8 protein-coding genes and 1 tRNA gene are annotated in these 20606 nt (G+C 69.2%); 8 read left to right on the top strand and 1 reads right to left on the bottom strand.

Annotation, left to right across the window (positions count from 1 at the left end; all coding sequences use genetic code 11):
- Positions 1-16 precede the first annotated feature (16 nt).
- The 6 genes from VHAB30_RS27935 to VHAB30_RS27910 all read left to right on the top strand — a co-directional run bounded on the left by VHAB30_RS27935 (position 17) and on the right by VHAB30_RS27910 (position 18331).
- The gene (locus VHAB30_RS27935; protein WP_159279336.1) at positions 17-10738 is read left to right on the top strand and encodes an Ig-like domain-containing protein; all 10722 of its coding nucleotides are present in this window, start codon (positions 17-19) and stop codon (positions 10736-10738) included.
- Positions 10739-10889: 151 nt separating this feature from the next.
- On the top strand, positions 10890-11861 hold the full coding sequence (locus VHAB30_RS27930) for an OmpA family protein (protein WP_159279335.1): 972 nt from the start codon (positions 10890-10892) through the stop codon (positions 11859-11861).
- 382 nt (positions 11862-12243) lie between these two features.
- Positions 12244-14481 (top strand): type I secretion system permease/ATPase, encoded by a 2238-nt coding sequence (locus VHAB30_RS27925; RefSeq protein WP_235926950.1) that lies wholly within the window; start codon positions 12244-12246, stop codon positions 14479-14481.
- Between the two features lie 29 nt (positions 14482-14510).
- Positions 14511-15827: an HlyD family type I secretion periplasmic adaptor subunit gene (locus tag VHAB30_RS27920; RefSeq protein WP_235926949.1), complete on the top strand. Its 1317-nt coding sequence runs from the start codon at positions 14511-14513 to the stop codon at positions 15825-15827.
- 18 nt (positions 15828-15845) lie between these two features.
- Positions 15846-17330, top strand: coding sequence for a TolC family protein (locus VHAB30_RS27915; protein ID WP_159279334.1), 1485 nt, complete (start codon positions 15846-15848; stop codon positions 17328-17330).
- Positions 17331-17614: 284 nt separating this feature from the next.
- Positions 17615-18331 (top strand): hypothetical protein, encoded by a 717-nt coding sequence (locus VHAB30_RS27910; RefSeq protein ID WP_159279333.1) that lies wholly within the window; start codon positions 17615-17617, stop codon positions 18329-18331.
- A gap of 84 nt (positions 18332-18415) precedes the next feature.
- Here the strand turns inward: VHAB30_RS27910 and VHAB30_RS27905 are convergent.
- A tRNA-Met gene (locus VHAB30_RS27905) sits at positions 18416-18492 on the bottom strand.
- A 169-nt stretch (positions 18493-18661) separates the two neighbouring features.
- Between VHAB30_RS27905 and VHAB30_RS27900 the strand changes: the two genes are divergently transcribed.
- Both VHAB30_RS27900 and VHAB30_RS31245 read left to right on the top strand, forming a co-directional pair.
- A complete protein-coding gene (locus tag VHAB30_RS27900) occupies positions 18662-19330 on the top strand; it encodes a sigma-70 family RNA polymerase sigma factor (RefSeq protein WP_159279332.1) in 669 nt (222 codons plus the stop codon).
- Positions 19327-20580, top strand: coding sequence for a hypothetical protein (locus VHAB30_RS31245; protein ID WP_235926947.1), 1254 nt, complete (start codon positions 19327-19329; stop codon positions 20578-20580). Before VHAB30_RS27900 ends, VHAB30_RS31245 begins: the two co-directional genes overlap by 4 nt.
- The last annotated feature ends 26 nt before the right edge of the window (positions 20581-20606 follow it).

Genomic DNA, 20606 nt, shown 5'->3' with positions numbered 1-20606 from the left:
AAGCACTAGGAATCACATGGCAACGAAGAAGACGAAGGTCGTCGTCAACAGCAACGGCAGGAACATCGATCACACGGTGGAAGCGGCAACGAACGGCAAGGCGCCGGTCCGCATCAAGGTCCAGAAGGGCGCGAAGTACCTGCTCAAGGGCGACGACGGTTTCGCGCCCGAGAACGTGACGCTCACGCGCGTGGGCAACGACCTGCAGATCACGCTCGAAGGCGAGACGAGCCCGGGCCTGGTGCTCGAGGGCTACTACGCGCAATCGGAACCCGTGGGCCTGTACGGCGTGGCCGAGGACGGCCAGCTGTACGCCTACGCGCGCACCGATGGCGCGGGCGACATCTACGCGCTGGCCGAAGGCCAGTCGGCGCCCGTGGCGCTGGGCGGCGATTCGTACGGGTCCGGCGCGCCGTACCTGGCCGGCACCGAAGCCGGTGGCAATGACCTCTTCGGCGGCATGCTGCCCCTGCTGATGACCGGCGGCCTGGCCGCGCTCGGCCTCGGCGCGATCGCCGCGGCCAGCGGCAGCGACGGCTATACCGCGCCGAGCCTTCCGCCTGTGATGCCCCCGCCCGACGTGCGCCCTCCCGGCAAGCCCGGCTTCGACGGCATCGGCGGCGCCTACGACGACGTCGGCCCCATCAAGGGCCAGATCCAACCCGGCGGCCAGACCGACGACACACGACCTGATTTTTTCGGAACCGGCACCCCCGGCAATACCATCACCATGTACGACAACGGCAAAGAAATCGGCAAGACCCTCGTGGACGGCAACGGCGCGTGGCACTTCACGCCACCGAAGGACCTGAGCGAGGGCAACCACTCCATCACCATCACCGAGAGCGATCCGGCCGGCCGTGAAGGCGAGCCTTCGGATCCGTTCGAGTTCGGTGTCGACACCACCCCGCCGCCCAAGCCCGAGTGGAACGGCGGCAGCAGCGAAGGCCCTGGCGCCGTCATCGACGACGTGGGCCCCATCAAGGGCCGCGTGCCCCCGGGCGGCGCGACGGACGACCAGCGTCCCGAGTTCAACGGCCAGGGCACCCCGGGCGACACCATCATCGTGCAGGACCACGGCAAGGAAATCGGCCGCGTCGAAGTGAACGGGGACGGCGTGTGGACCTTCACGCCGCCGACCGACCTGAGCGAGGGCGAGCACTCCATCACCATCGTCGAGCGCGACCCCGCGGGCAACGAGAGCGAGCCCTCCGACCCGTTCGATTTCGTCGTCGACATCACCCCGCCCGAGCAGCCCCAGGTGGGCGGCGCCAACGACAACATGGGCGAGTACCAGGGCCCCATCACCCCGGGCGGCGTCACCGACGACCGCCAGCCCGAGTTCCATGGCGAAGGCACGCCGGGCGACACCATCGTCATCAAGGACGGTGACACCGTGATCGGTACCACCGAAGTGGACGAGAACGGCGCCTGGACCTTCACGCCCTCGACCGACCTGAAGGAGGGCGACCACTCCATCACCGTCATCGCGCGCGACCCGGCCGGCAACGAGAGCAAGCCCTCCGACCCCTTCGATTTCGAGATCGACGTGACCCCGCCCGACGCCAGCAAGCTGGCCATCAAGGGCGTGGCCGACGACGTGGGCGACATCCAGGGCAACGTGGCCTCGGGCGGCAAGACCGACGACAGCCGTCCGCTGCTCAGCGGCACCGGCACGGCCGGCGACACCATCATCGTGACCGTCAAGGACAGCACGGGCAGCCGCGAGCTCGGCCGCACCATCGTGGAGGCCGACGGCAAGTGGACGCTGCAGGTGAGCACGCCGCTCCTGCAAGGCAAGAACGAGTTCACCGCCATCGAGATGGACCCCACGGGCAACCACACCGCGCCGACCGCGCCCTACACCGTGATCCTGGACAGCGTGCCGCCGAGCGTGCCCGTGATCCAGAACGTGCAGGACGACGCGGGCCCGCACCAGGGCATGCTGCAGAAGGGCCAGGTCACCGACGACGCGCGGCCGACCATCATCGGCACCGCGCAAGCGGGCAACACCATCAAGGTCTACGACGGCACGAAGCTGCTGGGCCAGACCGTGGCCGACGCCAATGGCAAGTGGAGCGTCACGCCTGAAGCCGACCTGGCCGACGGCACGCACAACATCACCGCCACGGCCACCAACCCCGTGGGCCAGACCAGCGACGCCACCGGCATCTGGAACTTCGTGGTCGACGCCACGCCGCCGGGCAAGGTCACCGACCTCGTCATCACCGACGACGTGGGCGGCAAGCAGGGTCCGCTGAAGGACGGCGAAACCACCGACGACGACCGTCCCACCTTCAGCGGCAAGGCCGAGCCGGGCACCACCGTGAACGTGTACGACAACGGCACCAAGATCGGCGAAGCGCCGGTGGACGAGAACGGCGACTGGCGCTTCACGCCCACCGCCCCGCTGACCAGCGGCGAGCACGCCTTCACCACCGAAGTGGTCGACCCCGCCGGCAACAGCAGCGGCCAGGGCGATGCGCTGAACGTGGTGGTGGATGCCATTCCTGGCGTCGTGACGCTGGGCAAGCTGATGGACGACCAGGGCACGATCCAGGGCGCCATCGCCCCCAACGGCAACACCGACGATGCGCGCCCTGAAATCCAGGGCACGGGCAAGCCCGGCAGCACCGTCAAGGTGTACGACGGCGCGACCCTGCTGGGCGAGACGACGGTCAAGCCCGACGGCACGTGGAGCGTCACGCCCGGCACGGCATTGGCCGACGGCGCGCACAGCATCACCGTGACCGCGACCGACAAGGCTGGCAACGTGAGCGAGCCGACCCAGCCGTTCAACTTCACCGTGGACACCGTCGCGCCGACCACGCCGAGCATCGAATCGGCGCTGGACGACGTGGGCGCCAAGCAAGGCGCGCTGGTCAACGGCGGCATGACGGACGACCCGTCGCCCACGCTGTCGGGCAAGGCCGAAGCGGGCAGCACCGTGACCATCAACGACAACGGCGCCTTCCTGGGCAAGGTCGTGGCCGACGCCGAAGGCAACTGGAGCTACACGCCGACCACGCCGCTCACCGAAGGCGAGCACAAATTCACTGTCAGCGCCACCGACAAGGCCGGCAACACGAGCGCGCCTTCGGCCGAGTTCGTGGTGACGACCGACTACACGCCGCCGGATGCCAGCAAGCTGGCCATCACGGGCGTGGAAGACGACGTGGGTGGCGTGCAAGGCAACGTGGCCTCGGGTGCCACCACCGACGACAGCCGTCCGGTCATCAGCGGTACCGGCACGGCCGGCAACACGATCATCGTGATGGTCAAGGACAGCACGGGCAACCACAAGCTGAACGAAACGACCGTGGGCGCCGACGGCAAGTGGACGCTGTCGCCGACCACGCCGCTGCTGGAAGGCCGCAACGAGTTCACCGCGATCGAAATCGATCCGGCGGGCAATGCGACTGCGCCGAGCGCGCCCTACACCGTGATCCTGGACAGCGTGCCGCCGAGCGTGCCGGTGATCCAGAACGTGCAGGACGACGTGGGCATCCACACGGGCATGCTGCAAAAGGGCGACGTGACCGACGACGCCAAGCCGACCATCATCGGCACCGCGCAGGCCGGCAACACCGTCAAGATCTACGACAACGGCACCCAGATCGGCGAGATCGTGGCTGACGCTTCGGGCAAGTGGAGCTTCACGCCCGAGACGCCGCTGGCCGGCGGCCAGCACAACATCACCGCGACGGCCACCAACCCGGTGGGCCAGACCAGCGATGCCACGGGCATCTGGAATTTCGTGGTCGACACTACGCCTCCGGGCCTGGCCACGGGCCAGGAAGCACTGGACGACGTGGGCGCCAAGCAAGGCACCCTGACCAGCGGCGACACCACCGACGACAACCAGCCTGAATTCAAGGGCAAGGCCGAGCCTGGTGCAACCGTGAACCTGTACGACGGCGACACCAAGATCGGCACGGCCGTGGCAGACCCGGACGGCAACTGGAGCATCACACCGACCACGCCGCTGGGCGACGGTGCGCACTCGCTCACGACCGAAGTGGTGGACCCCGCTGGCAACTCCAGCGGCAAGGGTCCGGCACTGGACATCACCGTGGACACCTCGAAGGTGGAAGTCTCGATCAGCAAGCTGGTGGATGACCAGGGCACCGTGAAGGGCCCGATCACGGCCAACGGCGTCACCGACGACACGCGTCCCGAGATCCAGGGCACGGGCAAGGCCGGCAGCACCATCAAGGTGTACGACGGCGCGACCCAGGTGGGCGAGACCGTGGTCAAGGCCGACGGCACGTGGACTCTTACGCCCACGGCCGAGCTGGGCCAGGGCGCACACGCCATCACCGCCACGGCCACCGACAAGGCTGGCAACACGAGCGAGCCGACGGCTGCGTTCCACTTCACCGTGGACACCGTTGCGCCGACCGCACCGAGCATCGAATCGGTCACGGACGACGTGGGGTCCAAGCAAGGTGCATTGGTCAACGGCGGTGTGACGGACGATCCGTCGCCCACGCTGTCGGGCAAGGCCGAAGCCGGCAGCACCGTGACCATCAATGACAACGGCGCTTTCCTGGGCAAGGTCGTGGCCGACGCCGAAGGCAACTGGGTGTACACGCCCACCACGCCGCTGACGGAAGAGCAGCACACGTTCACCGTCACCGCCACCGACAAGGCGGGCAACACGAGCGCGCCTTCGGCAGGCTTCGTGCTGACCACCGACTACACGCCGGCTGACTACAGCAAGCTGGTGATCACGGGCGTGGAAGACGACGAAGGCAGCATCACGGGCAACGTGGCCTCGGGCAGCGCCACCGACGACAGCCGTCCCGCGATCAGCGGCACCGGCACGGCCGGCGACACCATCATCGTGATGGTCAAGGACAGCACGGGCAACCACGAGCTGGGCCGTGCGCCCGTGGGCGCCGACGGCAAGTGGACGCTGCAAGTGACCACGCCGCTGCTGCAAGGCAGCAACGAGTTCACCGCGATCGAGGTCGATCCGGCAGGCAATACGACCGCGCCGAGCGCGCCCTACACCGTGATCCTGCAAAACGGCCCGTCGCTCATGCCGGTGATCCAGAACGTGCAGGACGACGTGGGCGTGCACCAGGGCATGCTGCAGAAGGGCCAGGTCACCGACGACGCCAAACCGACCATCATCGGCACCGCGCAGGCGGGGAGCACCGTCAAGGTCTACGACGGCGCCAAGCTGCTGGGCCAGGTCGTGGCCGACGCCAACGGCAAGTGGAGCCTCACGCCTGAAGCCAGCCTGGCCGACGGCGCGCACAACATCACCGCCACGGCCACCAATGAGGTGGGCGCGGTCAGTCCCGCCACCGGCATCTGGAATTTCTCGGTGGACACGAAGGCCCCCGACGTGGCGACCGTCCAGCTGCTGGACGACGTGGGCGGCAAGCAAGGGGTGCTGAACAACGGCGACACCACCGACGACACCAAGCCCGAGTTCAAGGGCAAGGCCGAGCCGGGCGCGACCGTGAAGGTCTACGACAACGGCACGCTGCTGGGCAGCGTGCCGGTCGACGCCAACGGCGACTGGAGCTTCACGCCCCCCACGCCGCTGGCGGACGGGACGCACGCACTCACCACCGAGGTGGTGGACCCCGCGGGCAACTCGAGTGGTCAAAGCGCTCCGTTGAACCTGACCGTGGACACCATCCCTGGCGAGCTGCGGATCAGCGCGCTGGTGGACGACCAGGGTGACGTGAAGGGCGCCATCGCCGCCAACGGCACCACCGACGACAAGCGTCCCGAGATCCAGGGCACGGGCAAGGCCGGCAGCACCGTCAAGGTGTACGACGGCGCCACGCTGCTGGGCGAGACGACGGTCAAGGCCGACGGTTCGTGGACCTTCACGCCCACGGCCGAGCTGGGCCAGGGCGCACACGCCATCACCGCCACGGCCACCGACAAGGCCGGGAACACGAGCGAGCCGACCAAGCCGTTCAACTTCACCGTGGACACCGTTGCGCCGACCGCACCGAGCATCGAGTCGGTCACGGACGACGTGGGCGCCAAGCAGGGCGCATTGGTCAACGGCGGCGTGACGGACGACCCGTCGCCCACGCTGTCGGGCAAGGCCGAAGCCGGCAGCACCGTGACCATCAATGACAACGGCGCCTTCCTGGGCAAGGTCGTGGCCGACGCCGAAGGCAACTGGAGCTACACGCCGACCACACCGCTGGCAGAAGGCGAACACAAGTTCACCGTCACCGCCACCGACAAGGCCGGTAACACGAGCGCGCCTTCGGCCGAGTTCGTGGTGACCACCGACTACACGCCGCCGGACGCCAGCAAGCTGGCCATCACGGGCGTGGAAGACGACGTGGGCGGCGTGCAAGGCAACGTGGCCTCGGGTGCCACCACCGACGACAGCCGTCCGGTCATCAGCGGCACCGGCACGGCCGGCAACACCATCGTCGTGATGGTCAAGGACAGCACGGGCAACCACAAGCTGAACGAAACGACCGTGGGCGCCGACGGCAAGTGGACGCTGTCGCCGACCACGCCGCTGCTGGAAGGCAGCAACGAGTTCACCGCGATCGAAATCGATCCGGCGGGCAATGCGACCGCGCCGAGCGCGCCCTACACCGTGATCCTGGACAGCGTGCCGCCGAGCGTGCCGGTGATCCAGAACGTGCAGGACGACGTGGGCGTGGTGCACATGCTGCAAAAGGGTGAAGTCACCGACGACGCGCGCCCGACCATCATCGGCACGGCGCAAGCCGGCACCACCGTGAAGGTCTACGACAACGGCACCCAGATCGGTGAAGTCGTGGCCGACGCCAACGGCAAGTGGAGCGTCACGCCGACGGTCGACCTGGCCGACGGCACGCACAACATCACCGCGACGGCCACGAACTCCGTGGGCCAGACCAGCGATGCCACCGGCATCTGGAACTTCGTGGTCGACACCGCGCCTCCGGGCCAGGTGACGGGTCTCGAAGTGCTGGACGACGTGGGTGCCAAGACGGGTCCGCTCGCCAACGGCGACACCACCGACGACACCAAGCCCACCTTCAACGGCAAGGCCGAGCCCGGCGCGACCGTGAAGGTCTACGACAACGGCGCGCTGCTGGGCAGCGCGCCGGTCGACGGCAACGGCGACTGGACCTTCACGCCGAACGCGCCGCTGGCGAACGGGCCGCACGCGCTCACCACCGAGGTGGTGGACCCGGCGGGCAACAGCAGCGGACAGGGCGCGCCCCTGAACATCGTGGTCGACAACTCGGGCGTGACGGTGTCGATCGACACGCTGCTGGACGACCAGGGCACCAACAAGGGCAGCATTGCGCTCAACGGAACCACGGACGACACCCGCCCTGAAATCCAGGGCATGGGCAAGGCCGGCAGCACCGTCAAGGTGTACGACGGCGCGACCCAGGTGGGCGAGACCGTGGTCAAGGCCGACGGCACGTGGAGCGTCACGCCCACGGCCGGCCTGGGTGAAGGCGCGCACGCCATCACCGCCGTCGCCACCGACCTGGCGGGCAACGTGAGCGAGCCGACCCAGCCGTTCAACTTCACCGTGGACACCGTGCCACCGACCGCGCCGAGCATCGACGCGGCAGCAGACGACGTGGGCGCCAAGCAAGGTGCATTGGTCAACGGCGGCGTGACGGACGACCCGTCGCCCACGCTGTCGGGCAAGGCCGAAGCCGGCAGTAGCGTGATCATCAAGGATGGCGCCGTGGAGCTGGGCAAGGTCGTGGCCGACGCCAGCGGCAACTGGGTGTACACGCCGACCTCGCCGCTGGCAGAAGGCGAGCACAAGTTCACCGCCACCGCCACCGACAAGGCGGGCAACACGAGCGCGCCTTCGGCCGAGTTCGTGCTGACCACCGACTACTCGGCGCCCGCGGCTTCGGCCGCGACGCTGAGCGACGATGCCGGCGAGATCAAGGGGCCGATCACCAGCGGCACCGTGACCGACGACGACACCCCGACCTACGCGGGCAAGACCGAGCCGAACGCCACCGTGGTCATCTATGACGACGGCAAGGAAATCGACAGGGTGCAGGCCAACGCCGCGGGCGATTGGAGCTTCACGCCGTTCACGCCGCTGGCACCGGGCGCGCACAGCTTCAGCAACGCCGTGATCGACCTGGCCGGCAACGTCGGCCAGCCGGGCGCGGCCATCGACTTCACCGTCGATGTGCAACCCGCGACCGTGAGCATCGCCGGCGCGACCGACAACGCCGGCGACATCCTCGGCGAGATCGCCAAGGGCGGCGTTACCGACGACGCCACCCCGACCCTGCACGGCAAGGCCACCCCGGGCGGCACCGTGAAGGTGTACGACGGCACCACCGTGCTGGGCTCGGTCGTGGCCGACGCCAACGGCGACTGGAGCCTCACGCCGGCCACCGCGCTGCGCGAAGGCGCGTACGAACTGAGCGCCACCGTGACCACGGCGGCGCACGGCGAAAGCGCGAAGACGGCGGTGTTCGACTTCACCGTGGACTTCACCGCGCCGGGCGCGCCGACCATCGTGGCGGTGCTCGACGACGTGGGCAGCCTCACGATCAACGTGGTGCAGGGCGGCGTCACCGACGACACCCGGCCGCAGTTCATGGGCAAGGCCGAGGCCAACGCGACCGTGAAGGTCTACGACGGCGCCACCGAGCTGGGCGAGACCACGGCCAACGCCGCGGGCGACTGGAGCTTCACGCCGCCCGCGGCGCTGGGCAACGGTGCGCACAACGTGACCGTGACCGCTACGGACGCCGCAGGCAACGTGAGCGTGCCCTCGGCTGCGTTCGACTTCACCGTCGACGCGACGCCGCCGGCCAAGCCGACCATCGTGTCGGTGGTCGACGACGTGGGCAGCATCCAGGGCGAAGTGACGCTGAACGGCGTCATCGACGATCCGCGCCCCGTCTTCACGGGCAAGGCCGAAGCCAACAGCACCGTGGTCATCTACGACAAGGGTGTGGAGGTCAAGCGCGTGCCTGTCGATGCGTCGGGCAACTGGAGCTGGACGCCGACGACGGCGCTGAACAACGGCGTGCACACCATCACCGTGAAGGCCGTCGACCAGGCGGGCAACCTCAGCGCGCCGTCGGATGCCTTCGGCTTCACGGTGTCCACCACGCCGCCGCCCAAGCCGACCATCGTGTCGGTGTACGACGACGTGGGCGCGGTGCAGGACGACCTGTACAGCGGCGACGTGACTGACGACGCCCAGCCCCTGGTCACGGGCAAGGCCGAGGCCAACAGCACCGTCATCGTCTTCAACAACGGGGTGGAGGTGACGCGCGTGCAGTCCGATGCGTCGGGCAACTGGACCTACATGCCGGCGACCCCGCTGGCCGACGGCGGCCACAGCATCAGCGCGATTGTGATCAACAAGGCGGGCGTTTCCAGCGTGCCTTCGGCAGCGTTCGGGTTCACGGTGGATACGACGCCGCCCAAGGCCCCGACCAAGCTGGTGGCCACCGCGACGGGCGTGGACGTGTACTTCGACACCACCGATGCGAAGGCGGGCGACAAGGTGCGCGTGATCTTCGGCGACGGGCCCGTCGAGCATGTGCTCACGGCGGCCGACATTGCCGCAGGCAAGGCGTACGTGGCCAATCCGGTGCCGCCGTTCACCGTCGGCTTCGAGGGGATGCCGATCGCACCGGAGGGCACCTACGTGCCTTCATTGGAGAGCGGTCGCCTGACGATCACCGGCAGCCAGATGTACGTTTCCCCGAAGACCTCCGTATCGGAGATCTTCTGGGGCATGTCGGGGAATTACCTGGCATTCGGCATGCCCGCCGGAGCGGGACCCACCCTTCAGTTCGCGGTGGCGGAGGGAACGGACTTCATCGGTTTCCGCTGGCGCGGCACCGATCAATCATCCCCTACGACCATGACGATCTATGACATGAAGGGCGGTGTGATCGACGTTGTCGCGATCCCGGGCGGGGCGACTCCCAATGACTACAGCTTTGCGGCACCCGTGGGCCGGGAGATCGGCCGTGTGACATTCGAGACCAAGGATGGACGGGATGTCGTCGCCGCCATGGACAACCTCCAGATCGGCGGCGGCCCCACCGCCAACCTCGATGCCTCGGCGGTCATCATCGACCCGGTGGGCAATGTGTCGGCGCAGACCATGCCGGGTGTGTCCGGGACCTTCGCTTTGGATGGGGATGAAACGGGCGACCGTGCCGGTGCCGATGCGGCAGCCCACGGCACCGACGTGCTCGATCACCCGACGCAGGGCTACACCGAAGCTGACGACCAGATCATCGCCAGGCTCGGCTTCGCCGACCGCCTCGAAGGCGGCGCCGGCAACGACACCTTCCTGAAGGTGGGCACGGGTGACGTGGTACACGGCGGCGCGGGCAATGACAGGGTTCACGTCAACAGCGGCGACTTCGAACGCATCGACGGCGGCCTGGGTGTCGACACCCTGGTGATGGACGGCAAGGCGATGCACATCGACCTGTCGGCCCTCGGCCTGAAGGTGCAGGGCGTCGAGAAGTTCGACCTGGGCACGGGCGGCAACACGCTGGCGCTGAGCACGCACGACGTGCTGGCCGGTGGCGCGCGCGACATGGTCATGGCCGACGGCAAGGTGCAGATGCTGGTCAACGGCGCCAACGGCGATGTGAACCTGCTCGGCGGCGACGACAGCTGGGCCCAGGGCAGCAATGCCACGGTGGGCGGTGTGACGTACAGCGTCTACACCAACCTCGCCGGCACGGCCGAGCTGCTGGTCGAGGACAAGGTCCACGTGACCATCCTGTAAGCCGACGGGGCCCGTCGCCCGGCCGGTGGTGAATGCGCGTGGCAGCCGATGGCTGCCGCGCGCTGTCGGCCGGCCGCGGCTTCGAGGCCTTGCCCTTTCTTCTTCATTCATTTTTCATGCGTGCCCCCGCGCGGGGCACCAGGAGCCATTCATGTCTTCGTTGTTTCCTTCGACTTTTCTTTTCTCCGGCCGCTGCGTCCGCGCCGCCGCACTCCTGGCACTGGGCGTGCTGGCGGCGACCGCGGCGCAGGCCCAGCAACCGCAGAAGCAGGGCGCTGCTGCGGTCCGTCAGGGACCGGTCTACCGCGCCGTGCCCGCCGCAGCGGCCGACCAGGCCCAGGTGATCTTCTTTCGCCCCGTCAGCAGTTCGGCCGCCGGCCAGCGCCCCGGTGCGGCGCACGTGTACGTGAACGGCGAGTTCCACGCCGCGCTGCTGCCCAACAGCTTCACGCGCCTGTGCGTGGCCCCGGGCAACCACTCGGTCGAGGCCTACCTCGGCGATGCGCCCACCTACGAAGGCAAGTCGCAGCCCCGCACGCGCGCCGAGCTCGAAGGCGGCAAGACGGTGTTCGTGGCCGTGTCGGAGCAGGACGGCTCGGGCTCCCCGGTGCCCTACCGCCGCGCCGACGCCGAACGCATGCTGGCGGGCGCGCACGAGTTGCGCCACGTGATCAGCCGCGCAAGCGCGGTGGAGCGCTGCCGGGAGCCGGTGGCCGCGGTGCAGCCGGTGGAAAAGGCCCGCTACACGCTCAACACCGACACGCTGTTCGCGTTCGGCCGCTCCGACCTCGCCGCGATGACGCAGAAGGGCCGCACGGCACTGGCCGACGTGGCCGCGCAGATCCGCGCGAATTCGCTGGAAGGCGTGACGCGCATCGCAGTGCGCGGCCATGCCGATCCGATCGGCTCGGCGCCCGAGAACCTGCGCCTGTCGGAGCAGCGCGCACAGACGGTGCGTCGCGTGCTGGCCGACGAAGGCCTGCCGGCGGACCGCATCGCGGCCGAAGGCATGGGCAGCGTCGAGACCGTGGTGTCGTGCGTGGCCAATCGCTCGCGCGACGCCCGCATTGCGTGCAACGCCCCCAACCGCCGCGTCGAGGTGGTGGTGCAGGGCGTGAAGTAAGTCGCGTAAGTCGCACCGCGCGGCGGGCATTCCGGCGCTGCATGCGCCGCGGGGCGTTGCCCCTTGCCCGCAGCGGCAGGGACAACGCCCCTTTTGGCGTGCATGCGGCCCGCAGTTTCGGACGAGTCCGATGGATTGTTCACGGGCCCATTTGTAAAGTCCTTGGCATGGGAAAGGCGCCTGCCGCGCGGTTCCCACGTCGAGTTCCCCCGCTGCCGAGGCGCATGCGGGGCCCCTGCGAATTCCTTGTCGGTGCAATGCCATGAAAGTCCGATGCCATGGGGCAGGGACGGGTGTTGCCCCGATGTTTCACACCACCGGCATCCACGGCCCCGCCGCGCTGCCACAGGCCTGCCAACGGGCGAAGAGAAAAGAGAACCACATGGCTGCAGTGATCGCGCATGACGCCGTACCCGGCGTACCGGGAGCCCCCGGCAACGAGGCGTCGCCGATGGCGATGGTGGCGGAAGAGCGCGACACGCTGCTGCGCGCCGTGCACTGGCTGTGCGCGCACCACGGCCGCACGTTGAGCGAGGCCGCGCTGCAGGCGGGCCTGCCGCGCGAGATGCGCCTGTCGCCCACGCTGGCGGTGCGCATCCTGGAGCAGGCGGGCATCGGCGCGGGCTGGGTCAAGCGCGAGGTGGGCGACCTGCTCTCGTACCTGTTCCCCGTGGTGGCGCTGCGCAAGGAAGGCGGCGCGTGTGTGATCACCGGCCGCAACGGCCAGGGCGACAAGGCCACCTACGACGTGATCCTGCCGGAAGCCGGCACGGGCACGGTGACGCTCACCGTGCAGGAGATGGCCGCGCTGTACGGCGGCCACGCGCTGCTCGCCAAGCCGCATGCGCAGCTGGACGACCGCGCCGGCCCCGAGGCCGAGGAATCGGAAGGGCACTGGCTGTTTTCCACGCTGTGGCGCTACCGGCGCTACTACGCGAGCGCGGCGCTGGCGGCGCTGCTCATCAACATCCTCACGCTGGCGAGCACCTTCTTCACGATGAACGTGTACGACCGCGTGGTGCCCAACCAGGCCTACGTGACGCTGTGGTCGCTGGCCATCGGCGTGGTGTTCGCGATGGTGTTCGAGTTCAGCGCGCGCCACGTGCGCTCGCACCTGGTCGACATGGCCGGCAAGAAGGCCGACCTGATCCTGGGCTCGATGCTGTTTCGCAAGCTGCTGTCCACGCGCATGGAGCACAAGCCGCAGTCGTCGGGCTCGTCGGCCAACCAGCTGCGCGAGTTCGAGTCGGTGCGCGACTTCGTGACCTCGGCCACGATCTCGACGCTGTCGGACCTGCCGTTCTGCCTGCTGTTCGTGGGCATCATCTTCATGATCGGCGGGCCGCTGGCGCTGGTGCCGCTGCTGTCCATTCCGCTCATCATCCTCATCAGCGTGGCCATCCAGTGGCCGCTGGCCAAGGTGATGCAGGAGAACCTGCGCGAGGGTTCGCTCAAGCAGGGCCTGCTCATCGAATCGATCGAAGGCATCGAGTCGCTCAAGGCCGCGCGCGGCGAGGGCGTGATGCAGCAGAAGTGGGAGAACTTCAGCGCGCTCGCGGCCACCAGCTCCATGAAGTCGCGCAAGCTCTCGAGCATGGCGGTGAACCTCGTCACGCTGATCCAGCAGGTGCAGACCGTGGTGCTGGTGGTGTGGGGCGTGTACCTCATCCATGCGGGTGAGTTCACGATGGGCGCGCTGTTCGGCACGGTCATCCTGGCCGGGCGCTCGACCTCGCCGCTGGCGGCGGTGGTGGGCCTGGCGGTGCGCTACCAGCAGGCCAAGACGGCGCTGACCTCGCTCAACCAGGTGATGGCCAAGCCGGCCGACCGCGTGGCGGAGCGACGCTACCTGGCCAAGCCCGTGTTCAACGGCCACGTCACGCTCAAGAAGATCAACTTCGCCTACCCCGCACCGCCCATGCAGCCGGCACCGCCGGTGCTGCAGGACGTGAGTCTGACGATCAAGGCGGGCGAACGCATCGCCATCCTGGGCAACATCGGTTGCGGCAAGTCGACGTTGCTGCGCGTGATGGCCGCGATGTACCAGCCCGGTGCCGGCCAGGTGCTGCTCGACGGCGTCGACGTGGGCCAGATCGACCCGGCCGACGTGCGCGCCGCCGTGGGCCTGCTGAGCCAGGACGCGCGCCTGTTCCACGGCACGCTGCGCGACAACGTGACCATCGGCCACCCGTCGGCCACCACGGAAGAGTTTCTGCACGTGGCGCGCATCACCGGCATCGACGCGATTGCGGCGCGCCATCCGCGCGGCTACGACATGCCCATCGGCGAGGGCGGCCACGGCCTCTCGGGCGGGCAGCGCCAGCTGGTGGCACTGGCGCGCTGCCTGCTGCTGCGCCCGCGCATCCTGCTGATGGACGAGCCCACCAGCTCGATGGACCTGCAGACGGAGCACGAATTCCTGCGCCGCATGGCGCACGTCACGCAGGGCCAGACCCTGGTGGTGGCCACGCACCGGCTGTCGGTGCTCGACCTGGTCGATCGCATCGTCGTGATGGACGGCGACGGCAAGGTGTTTCTCGACGGACCGAAAGACGCCGTGCTGGCGCGCCTGCGCGGCACGGCCGGCAATGAACCGAACGAACAACCGGTGCCCGCGTGAGCGCGCACCCGATGCAAGGAAACGATGCCATGAACACGAATGAAACCACCGCGGGGCCCATGCCCGGCGCGGCCTTGCCGGCGAAGGTGTCGGCCCCCGTGGCGAAGCTGCCCGCAAAGCGCCCGGGCCCGAGCGGCCAGGCACGCCACGAAGACTCTCCCTTCGTGAAGGACCTGCGCGAGGCGATGCTGGTGCAGAAGACGCCGGGCAGCCTGGCGGTGCTGTACCTGATCGCGACGATCCTCGTGGTCGGCGGCGTGTGGGCGCACTTTGCCAAGGTGGAAGAGATCACGCAGGGCGAAGGCCGCGTGATTCCGGCCAGCCGCGAGCAGATCATCCAGAGCCTGGAAGGCGGCATCCTGGAAGAGATGAACGTGCACGAAGGCGACGTGGTCGAGCGCGGGCAGATCCTGCTCGAGATCGACCCGACGCGCGCGGGCGCGTCGTACCGCGAAGGGCTGTCGAAGGTGCAGGCGCTGAAGGGCTCCATTGCCCGGCTGCGCGCCGAGGCCTATGCGCAGCCGCTCGCGTTTCCGCCGGACGTGCAGGGCGTGGACTCGATCGTGCGCGACGAGACGCAGGCCTACAACGCACGCCGCCAGACGCTCAACGAGAGCGTGGGCGCGCTGCAGCGCAGCCTGCAGCTGGCCGAGCGCGAGATCTCGCTGTCGGAGCCGCTGTCGGCGCGCGGCCTGATGTCGGAGGTGGAGGTCTTGCGCATGAAGCGCCAGGCCAACGAGTTCCGCCTGCAGATCGCCGAGCGCCAGAACAAGTACCGGGCCGAGGCCAACGCCGAGCTCACGCGCTTCGAGGGCGAGCTGGCGCAGGCCAAGGAGAACATGGGCGCGCGCGAGGACGTGATGAAGCGCACCACCATCAAGGCGCCCGTGAAGGGCACCGTGAAGAACATCCGCGTGAACACCATCGGCGGCGTGATCCAGCAGGGCGCGGACATCATGGAGATCGTGCCGCTGGAAGACCAGCTGCTGGTGGAAGCCAAGATCAAGCCCTCGGACGTGGCCTTCATCCGCCCGACGCTGCCGGCCACCGTGAAGATCTCGGCCTACGACTACGGCATCTACGGTGGCCTCACCGGCACGGTGGAGCACCTGAGCCCCGACACGCTGAAGGACGACGAGAAGGCGCGCCAGGGCGCGCGTGGCGACACGTCGTACTACCGGCTGCTGGTGCGCACGGACAAAGCTTCCTTGAGCGCGGGCGACAAGGAGTTCCCCATCATTCCCGGCATGACCGCCACGGTCGAGATCCGCACGGGCGAGAAATCAGTCCTGAGCTACCTGCTGAAGCCGGTGCTCAAGGCACGCGAAGCGTTTCGCGAACGCTGAGCAGGAGTCGAAGTCATCATGAAAACGAAGCAGAACAAATCCATGCAGCCGGGCGTGTGCGCGCTGCTGTCGGTGTCGATGCTGTTCGGTGCCGGTGCGTCGGTGGCGCAGGCGTCGCAGGACGAGGCGCCCGCGCTGAAGGTGGCGCGGCGGTTGGCTGCAGCGCCGGCCGTGGCTGTTGCCGTGGCGCCGGTGGCCATGCCTGCGCCGTTCGTCGCGGCGTCGCCGCCGCCGTTCCAGATGCGCAAGGTGGTGGCATCCGCCTCCTCGATGGGCCTCAGCGCCGATGCGGGCGAGCGCCTGCGGGCCTACCTCGACGAGAACGTGCGCAAGGCGCTCGAGCTCAGCGCCGAAGCGCGCGAGGCGCAGGCCAACTGGAAGGCGGCCGAGTACGACATCGACCAGGCCAGGGGCCAGCGTTGGCCCCAGGTGCAGGTGGGCGTGTCGTCGCCTTCCGCGACCTTCGGCGGCGGCGCCAACAGCGGCACGCGCAGCGCGGCGGGCAACCTCGCGATCACCACGCCGGTGTACGACTGGGGGCGCCTGAGCGCCACCATCGACAGCCGCACCGAGACCTCGAAGGCGGCCTACCAGGCGGCGCAGCAGGTGCGCCAGAAGATCGCGTACGACACCGTGTCGGCGCTGCTCGAACAGCGGCGCCACCAGGCGGCGCTCGAGGCCAGCCAGGGCTATGTGAAGCGCATGGAAGAGCTGGTCGACATGCTGAGCCAGATCGTGCAGAGCGACCGCGGCCGCGCCAGCGAACTCACGCAGGCGCGCGCACGCCGCCTGCAGGCCGTGACCGGCCGCGACGCCATCGTGGCCAAGCTGCGCGAGGTGCAGGTCAACCTCGTGAAGCTGGTCGGCGAAGAGGTGCAGTGGCCGGCCGACCTGGCCTGGGAGATCCGCCCGGTCGCGCTGCAGGACGCCCTGATCGCGGGCGCCGAGCATCCGGCCATGCAGCAGGCGCGGGCCGAGGCGAAGGCCGCGGGCCTGTATGCGGCGTCGGTGAAGGCCGGGCGCCTGCCGCAGCTGAACTGGGTGGTCGGCAAGAGCACGCAGGAAGATTCGGCGGGCAACAAGCAGCCGTGGTCCACGGGCCTGTCGCTGCAGTGGAACGCGTTCCAGGGCGGCTCGGGGCGCGCGTCGGAACGCGCGGCCTTCGAGCGCGCGGCGGCCGGCGAGGAAAAGGCCGAGGCCTCGGCGCGCGACCTGGCCTACCGGCTGCGCACCTCGGCCGAGCAGCGCGACGCGGCGGCGAGCCGGACCGGCGAGTACACCGAGCTGATCCAGGAAACCGACCGCGTGCGCAAGATCTTCTACGAGCAGTGGTACCACCTGGGCAAGCGCACGCTGCTGGACGTGCTCACCGCCGAGAGCGACCACTACAACAACCAGTCGGCGCAGGTGTCGACACGCTTTGACGCCGAGGCGGCCGACCTGCGCATGCGCGCCGACTCGGCCATGCTGCTGGACTGGCTGCGCGGCGCAAAGGTGCTCTGAGGGGCGCGAAAGGCGGGGCTTTTCAGAACAGTCCTATGTACGGGCCGCGCGGGCCTTCCTAGGATGGGTGAGCGCCGGGTTGCTTCAGTGGGCCCGCTGCCTTGTGCCCGCATTCGCATGCGGCATGAAGCGCGGGCGCACCGGACGCGGCTTCTTTCATTCTTTTGAGAATTTCGAGCACCCATGCCGGTCCTGATCACCGGGGTCGCGAACCGCGGCCCGAGCCCCCGAACGCATTGCCTCGGGCATGTTGTTGCCGCAGTGGACTGTGAAGGGGCTCCCGCATGAGCCGCTTCTTCGCCGCCCCCTCGGAGCCCCTGGCGCGCCCCGCCCGCCGCATCGGCGTGCTCGGCCATGCGTTGCGCGAGCGCGAGTACGCGCGGCGCGTGCTGCGCGCGCTGGGCGTGGCGCCGCTGGTGTTCACCAGCGTCGACGAACTCGAGGCGCTGGGCGACCGCCTGAACCTGCTGTTCCTGGCCGATGTGCCCGAGGCGGCGCGCGAAGAGGCGCCGGATGTGCTGTCGTTGATGGGCGCGAAGGTCGTCCCGCTGGCGCACGGGGCGCCCGCGCCGACGCGGCACCTGCGGGGACGCCCGCCCGTGGCGGCACCGGCGTTCGACGACTTCTATCGCTCCATCCTGCTGTCGCTGCGCACGCGCGGCCTGGCGTGCGCGATGCCGGCACCGCTCGTGTGGGGCGCCTACAGCTTCCAGCCGATGGACCGCAGCGTGAGCTTCCCGGGCCGCACGCAGCGCGTCGATCCGGTCACCTTCGACCTCGCGCTGGAGTTCTTCTTCAATGCCGAACGCGTGCTGTCGATTCCGCGGCTGCGGCAGATGCTCAACCCCGTGCGCGGCGCGCGCAGGTTCTGGGGCAACGAACTCATCGGCACGCTGACGGACGTGGTGGACGAGCTGCAGCTGCACGGCGCCCACGGCTGGCGCCTGGTGCATTGCGAGCCCGAGGCGTTCCGGCTGGACCGGGTGGCGGTGGGCTCCTGAGGATGTTCCGGGCAAGAAAAAAGCCCTAAGTCGTTGAAAACTTAGGGCTTTTTTGACTTCTCCGCCGAGGCGGGGAAGCGGTGTTGGTGGCTCTTCACGGATTCGAACCGCGGACCTGTGGATTATGATTCCATCGCTCTAACCGACTGAGCTAAAGAGCCGTTCAGTACAAAACTGCACCGAAGCCCAAAATTATAGCCCAGGCTTTGGGCTCAGTTCAACACCCCGCGTTTTCTGGTCGATTTTTCTGCGTCCGAACGCATCGGATCGCATCCCGACTTAACCCCGATCGCGCCGCTGGCCCGTACAAGCTCGGGTGACAATCCTTCGATGTCTGCGCTGCCCCGCGCCCCTTCCGCCCAAGCCGCCACTGCGCGCGACGCCATGCCCGACGATCAGTTGATGCTGGCCTACGCCCACGGCGATGCTGCTGCCTTCGACGTGCTCTATGCGCGCCACGAAGGCGGCCTGTTCCGTTTCGTCAAGCGCCTGCTCGGCGCGCGGCTGGCCGCGCAGGCCGACGAGGTGTTCCAGGACACCTGGGTGCGGATCATCTCGGCGCGCGACAGCTTCTCGCCGCAGGGCGCCACGTGGCGCACCTGGGCCTTCACCATCGCGCACAACCTCGCGATGGACCGCCTGCGCGTGAGCGGGCGCGAAGTGACGCTCGATGGCCATGCAACGGACGACGACGGCGACGCGGTGCCCGCGCTCGACCGCGGCGTGCACGGTGCCACCGACTTGTCGGCGCATCCGTCGGCTGAAGAGCTGGCGTTCTGGCGCGCTGCCGGTCGCCGGCTGCTGGTCTGCCTGGACGAACTGCCGGCCGAGCAGCGCGCGGCTTTTCTCCTGCACCATGAAGACGGCCTGACCGTCGACGCGCTCGCGGCCCGGCTGGAGATCGGCTTCGAGACCGTGCGCAGCCGCCTGCGCTATGGGCTGCAGAAGCTGCGCGGCTGCATGGAACGCTACCTGTCGGTGCTGGAGCAGCGGGCATGAGCACCGGCATGGACAACGACGACCTGCACGACGCCCGGCTGCGTCGCGCGCTGGACCATGCGCCTGACCGCGATGCGATGCCCGCGGCCCACACGCGCGAGGCGATCCTGAAGATGGCGCACAACCTCGCCACGGCCTCCGCGCCGGCGGCCGGCCCTGCGGTGGAAGCCGCGCCGTGGTGGCGACGCCTGTTCGGCGGCGGCAGTCCCCGTTCGCGCATGCCGTGGAACGCGGCCTTCGCGACCGTGCTCGTGGCGACCTTCGTCACCGTGCTGTGGCATCGCGAGCCGGTGCCCGAAGCGCGGCTCGATGGCGAAGCGCAAGTGGCCGGGGCGCCCGCGCCGGCGTCGGCACCGCCTGCGCAATCGGCGGAAGCGCCGGCAGTGGCAGCGGCACCGGCACCGGCACCGGTGCCACCTGCGCCCGCCGCTGAGCCGGCCGCAACGGCGGACACGACGCCACCCGCTGCGCAGCGCAGCGAAGCGGCACGCGATGCGAAGGAAACCCTCAAGCAGCGCGAGACGCAGGACACGCGTGAAGCGTCGCGGCGGCGCGAAGCCCCTGCGGCGGCGGCGTCGGTCCAGAAGGACGAAGCACGGGCGATGGAAAAGGCGGCGCCCGCGGCCCCGGTAGTGCAAGCCCCGGCGCCCGTGCCTGCGCCTGCCGCACCGGCCATCGCATCTGCGCCCATGCCGGCTGCACCGCCCATGGCCGATGTCGGCCAGAGTCCGATGCCCTACGCAGCCGCACCGCCGGCGCCGGCCGTAGCACCTGCGGCGCCTGCAGCGCCAGCGCCGATGCAGCGCGAGTCCGCAGACACGGCGTCGTCGCTCGCTGCGCAAGGCGGTGCCAGCGCGAACGTCGCCGGCATGCAGCGCCGCGCCGCGCCGGCCCCTGCATCGGCCGCCGCCAAGGCCGTCGCGGCCGGCGGCTTCACGGCACTGGACCGCTGGACCGCCCTCGACATCACGCGCGCCGGCACCACCACGCGCCAGGCGCGCGGCGACACCGAAGGCCTCGCGGCGCTGGTGAACACCGTGGCGCGCGCGGCCACCATGTCGGGCGGGGAATGGGGTGCGCCGGTCGAGGCGCGCATCGAACTGCGGCGCGACGGCGCGTTGCTGGCCGTGCTCGAGATCGCGGGCGACCAGGTGCGGTGGACGCCGCAGCCGGGCGGCCCCGCCTTCCTCGGCACGCCGCCGGCGCAGGCGCTCGAGGCGCTGCGCACGGCGCTGTCACGGACCCGCTGACGGCGACCGTGGCGGTCGCCGGGCCC

This window comes from Variovorax boronicumulans, assembly GCF_009811375.1.
GTDB lineage: Bacteria > Pseudomonadota > Gammaproteobacteria > Burkholderiales > Burkholderiaceae_C > Variovorax > Variovorax boronicumulans.
This window is presented reverse-complemented; position numbering and strand designations above follow the sequence as displayed.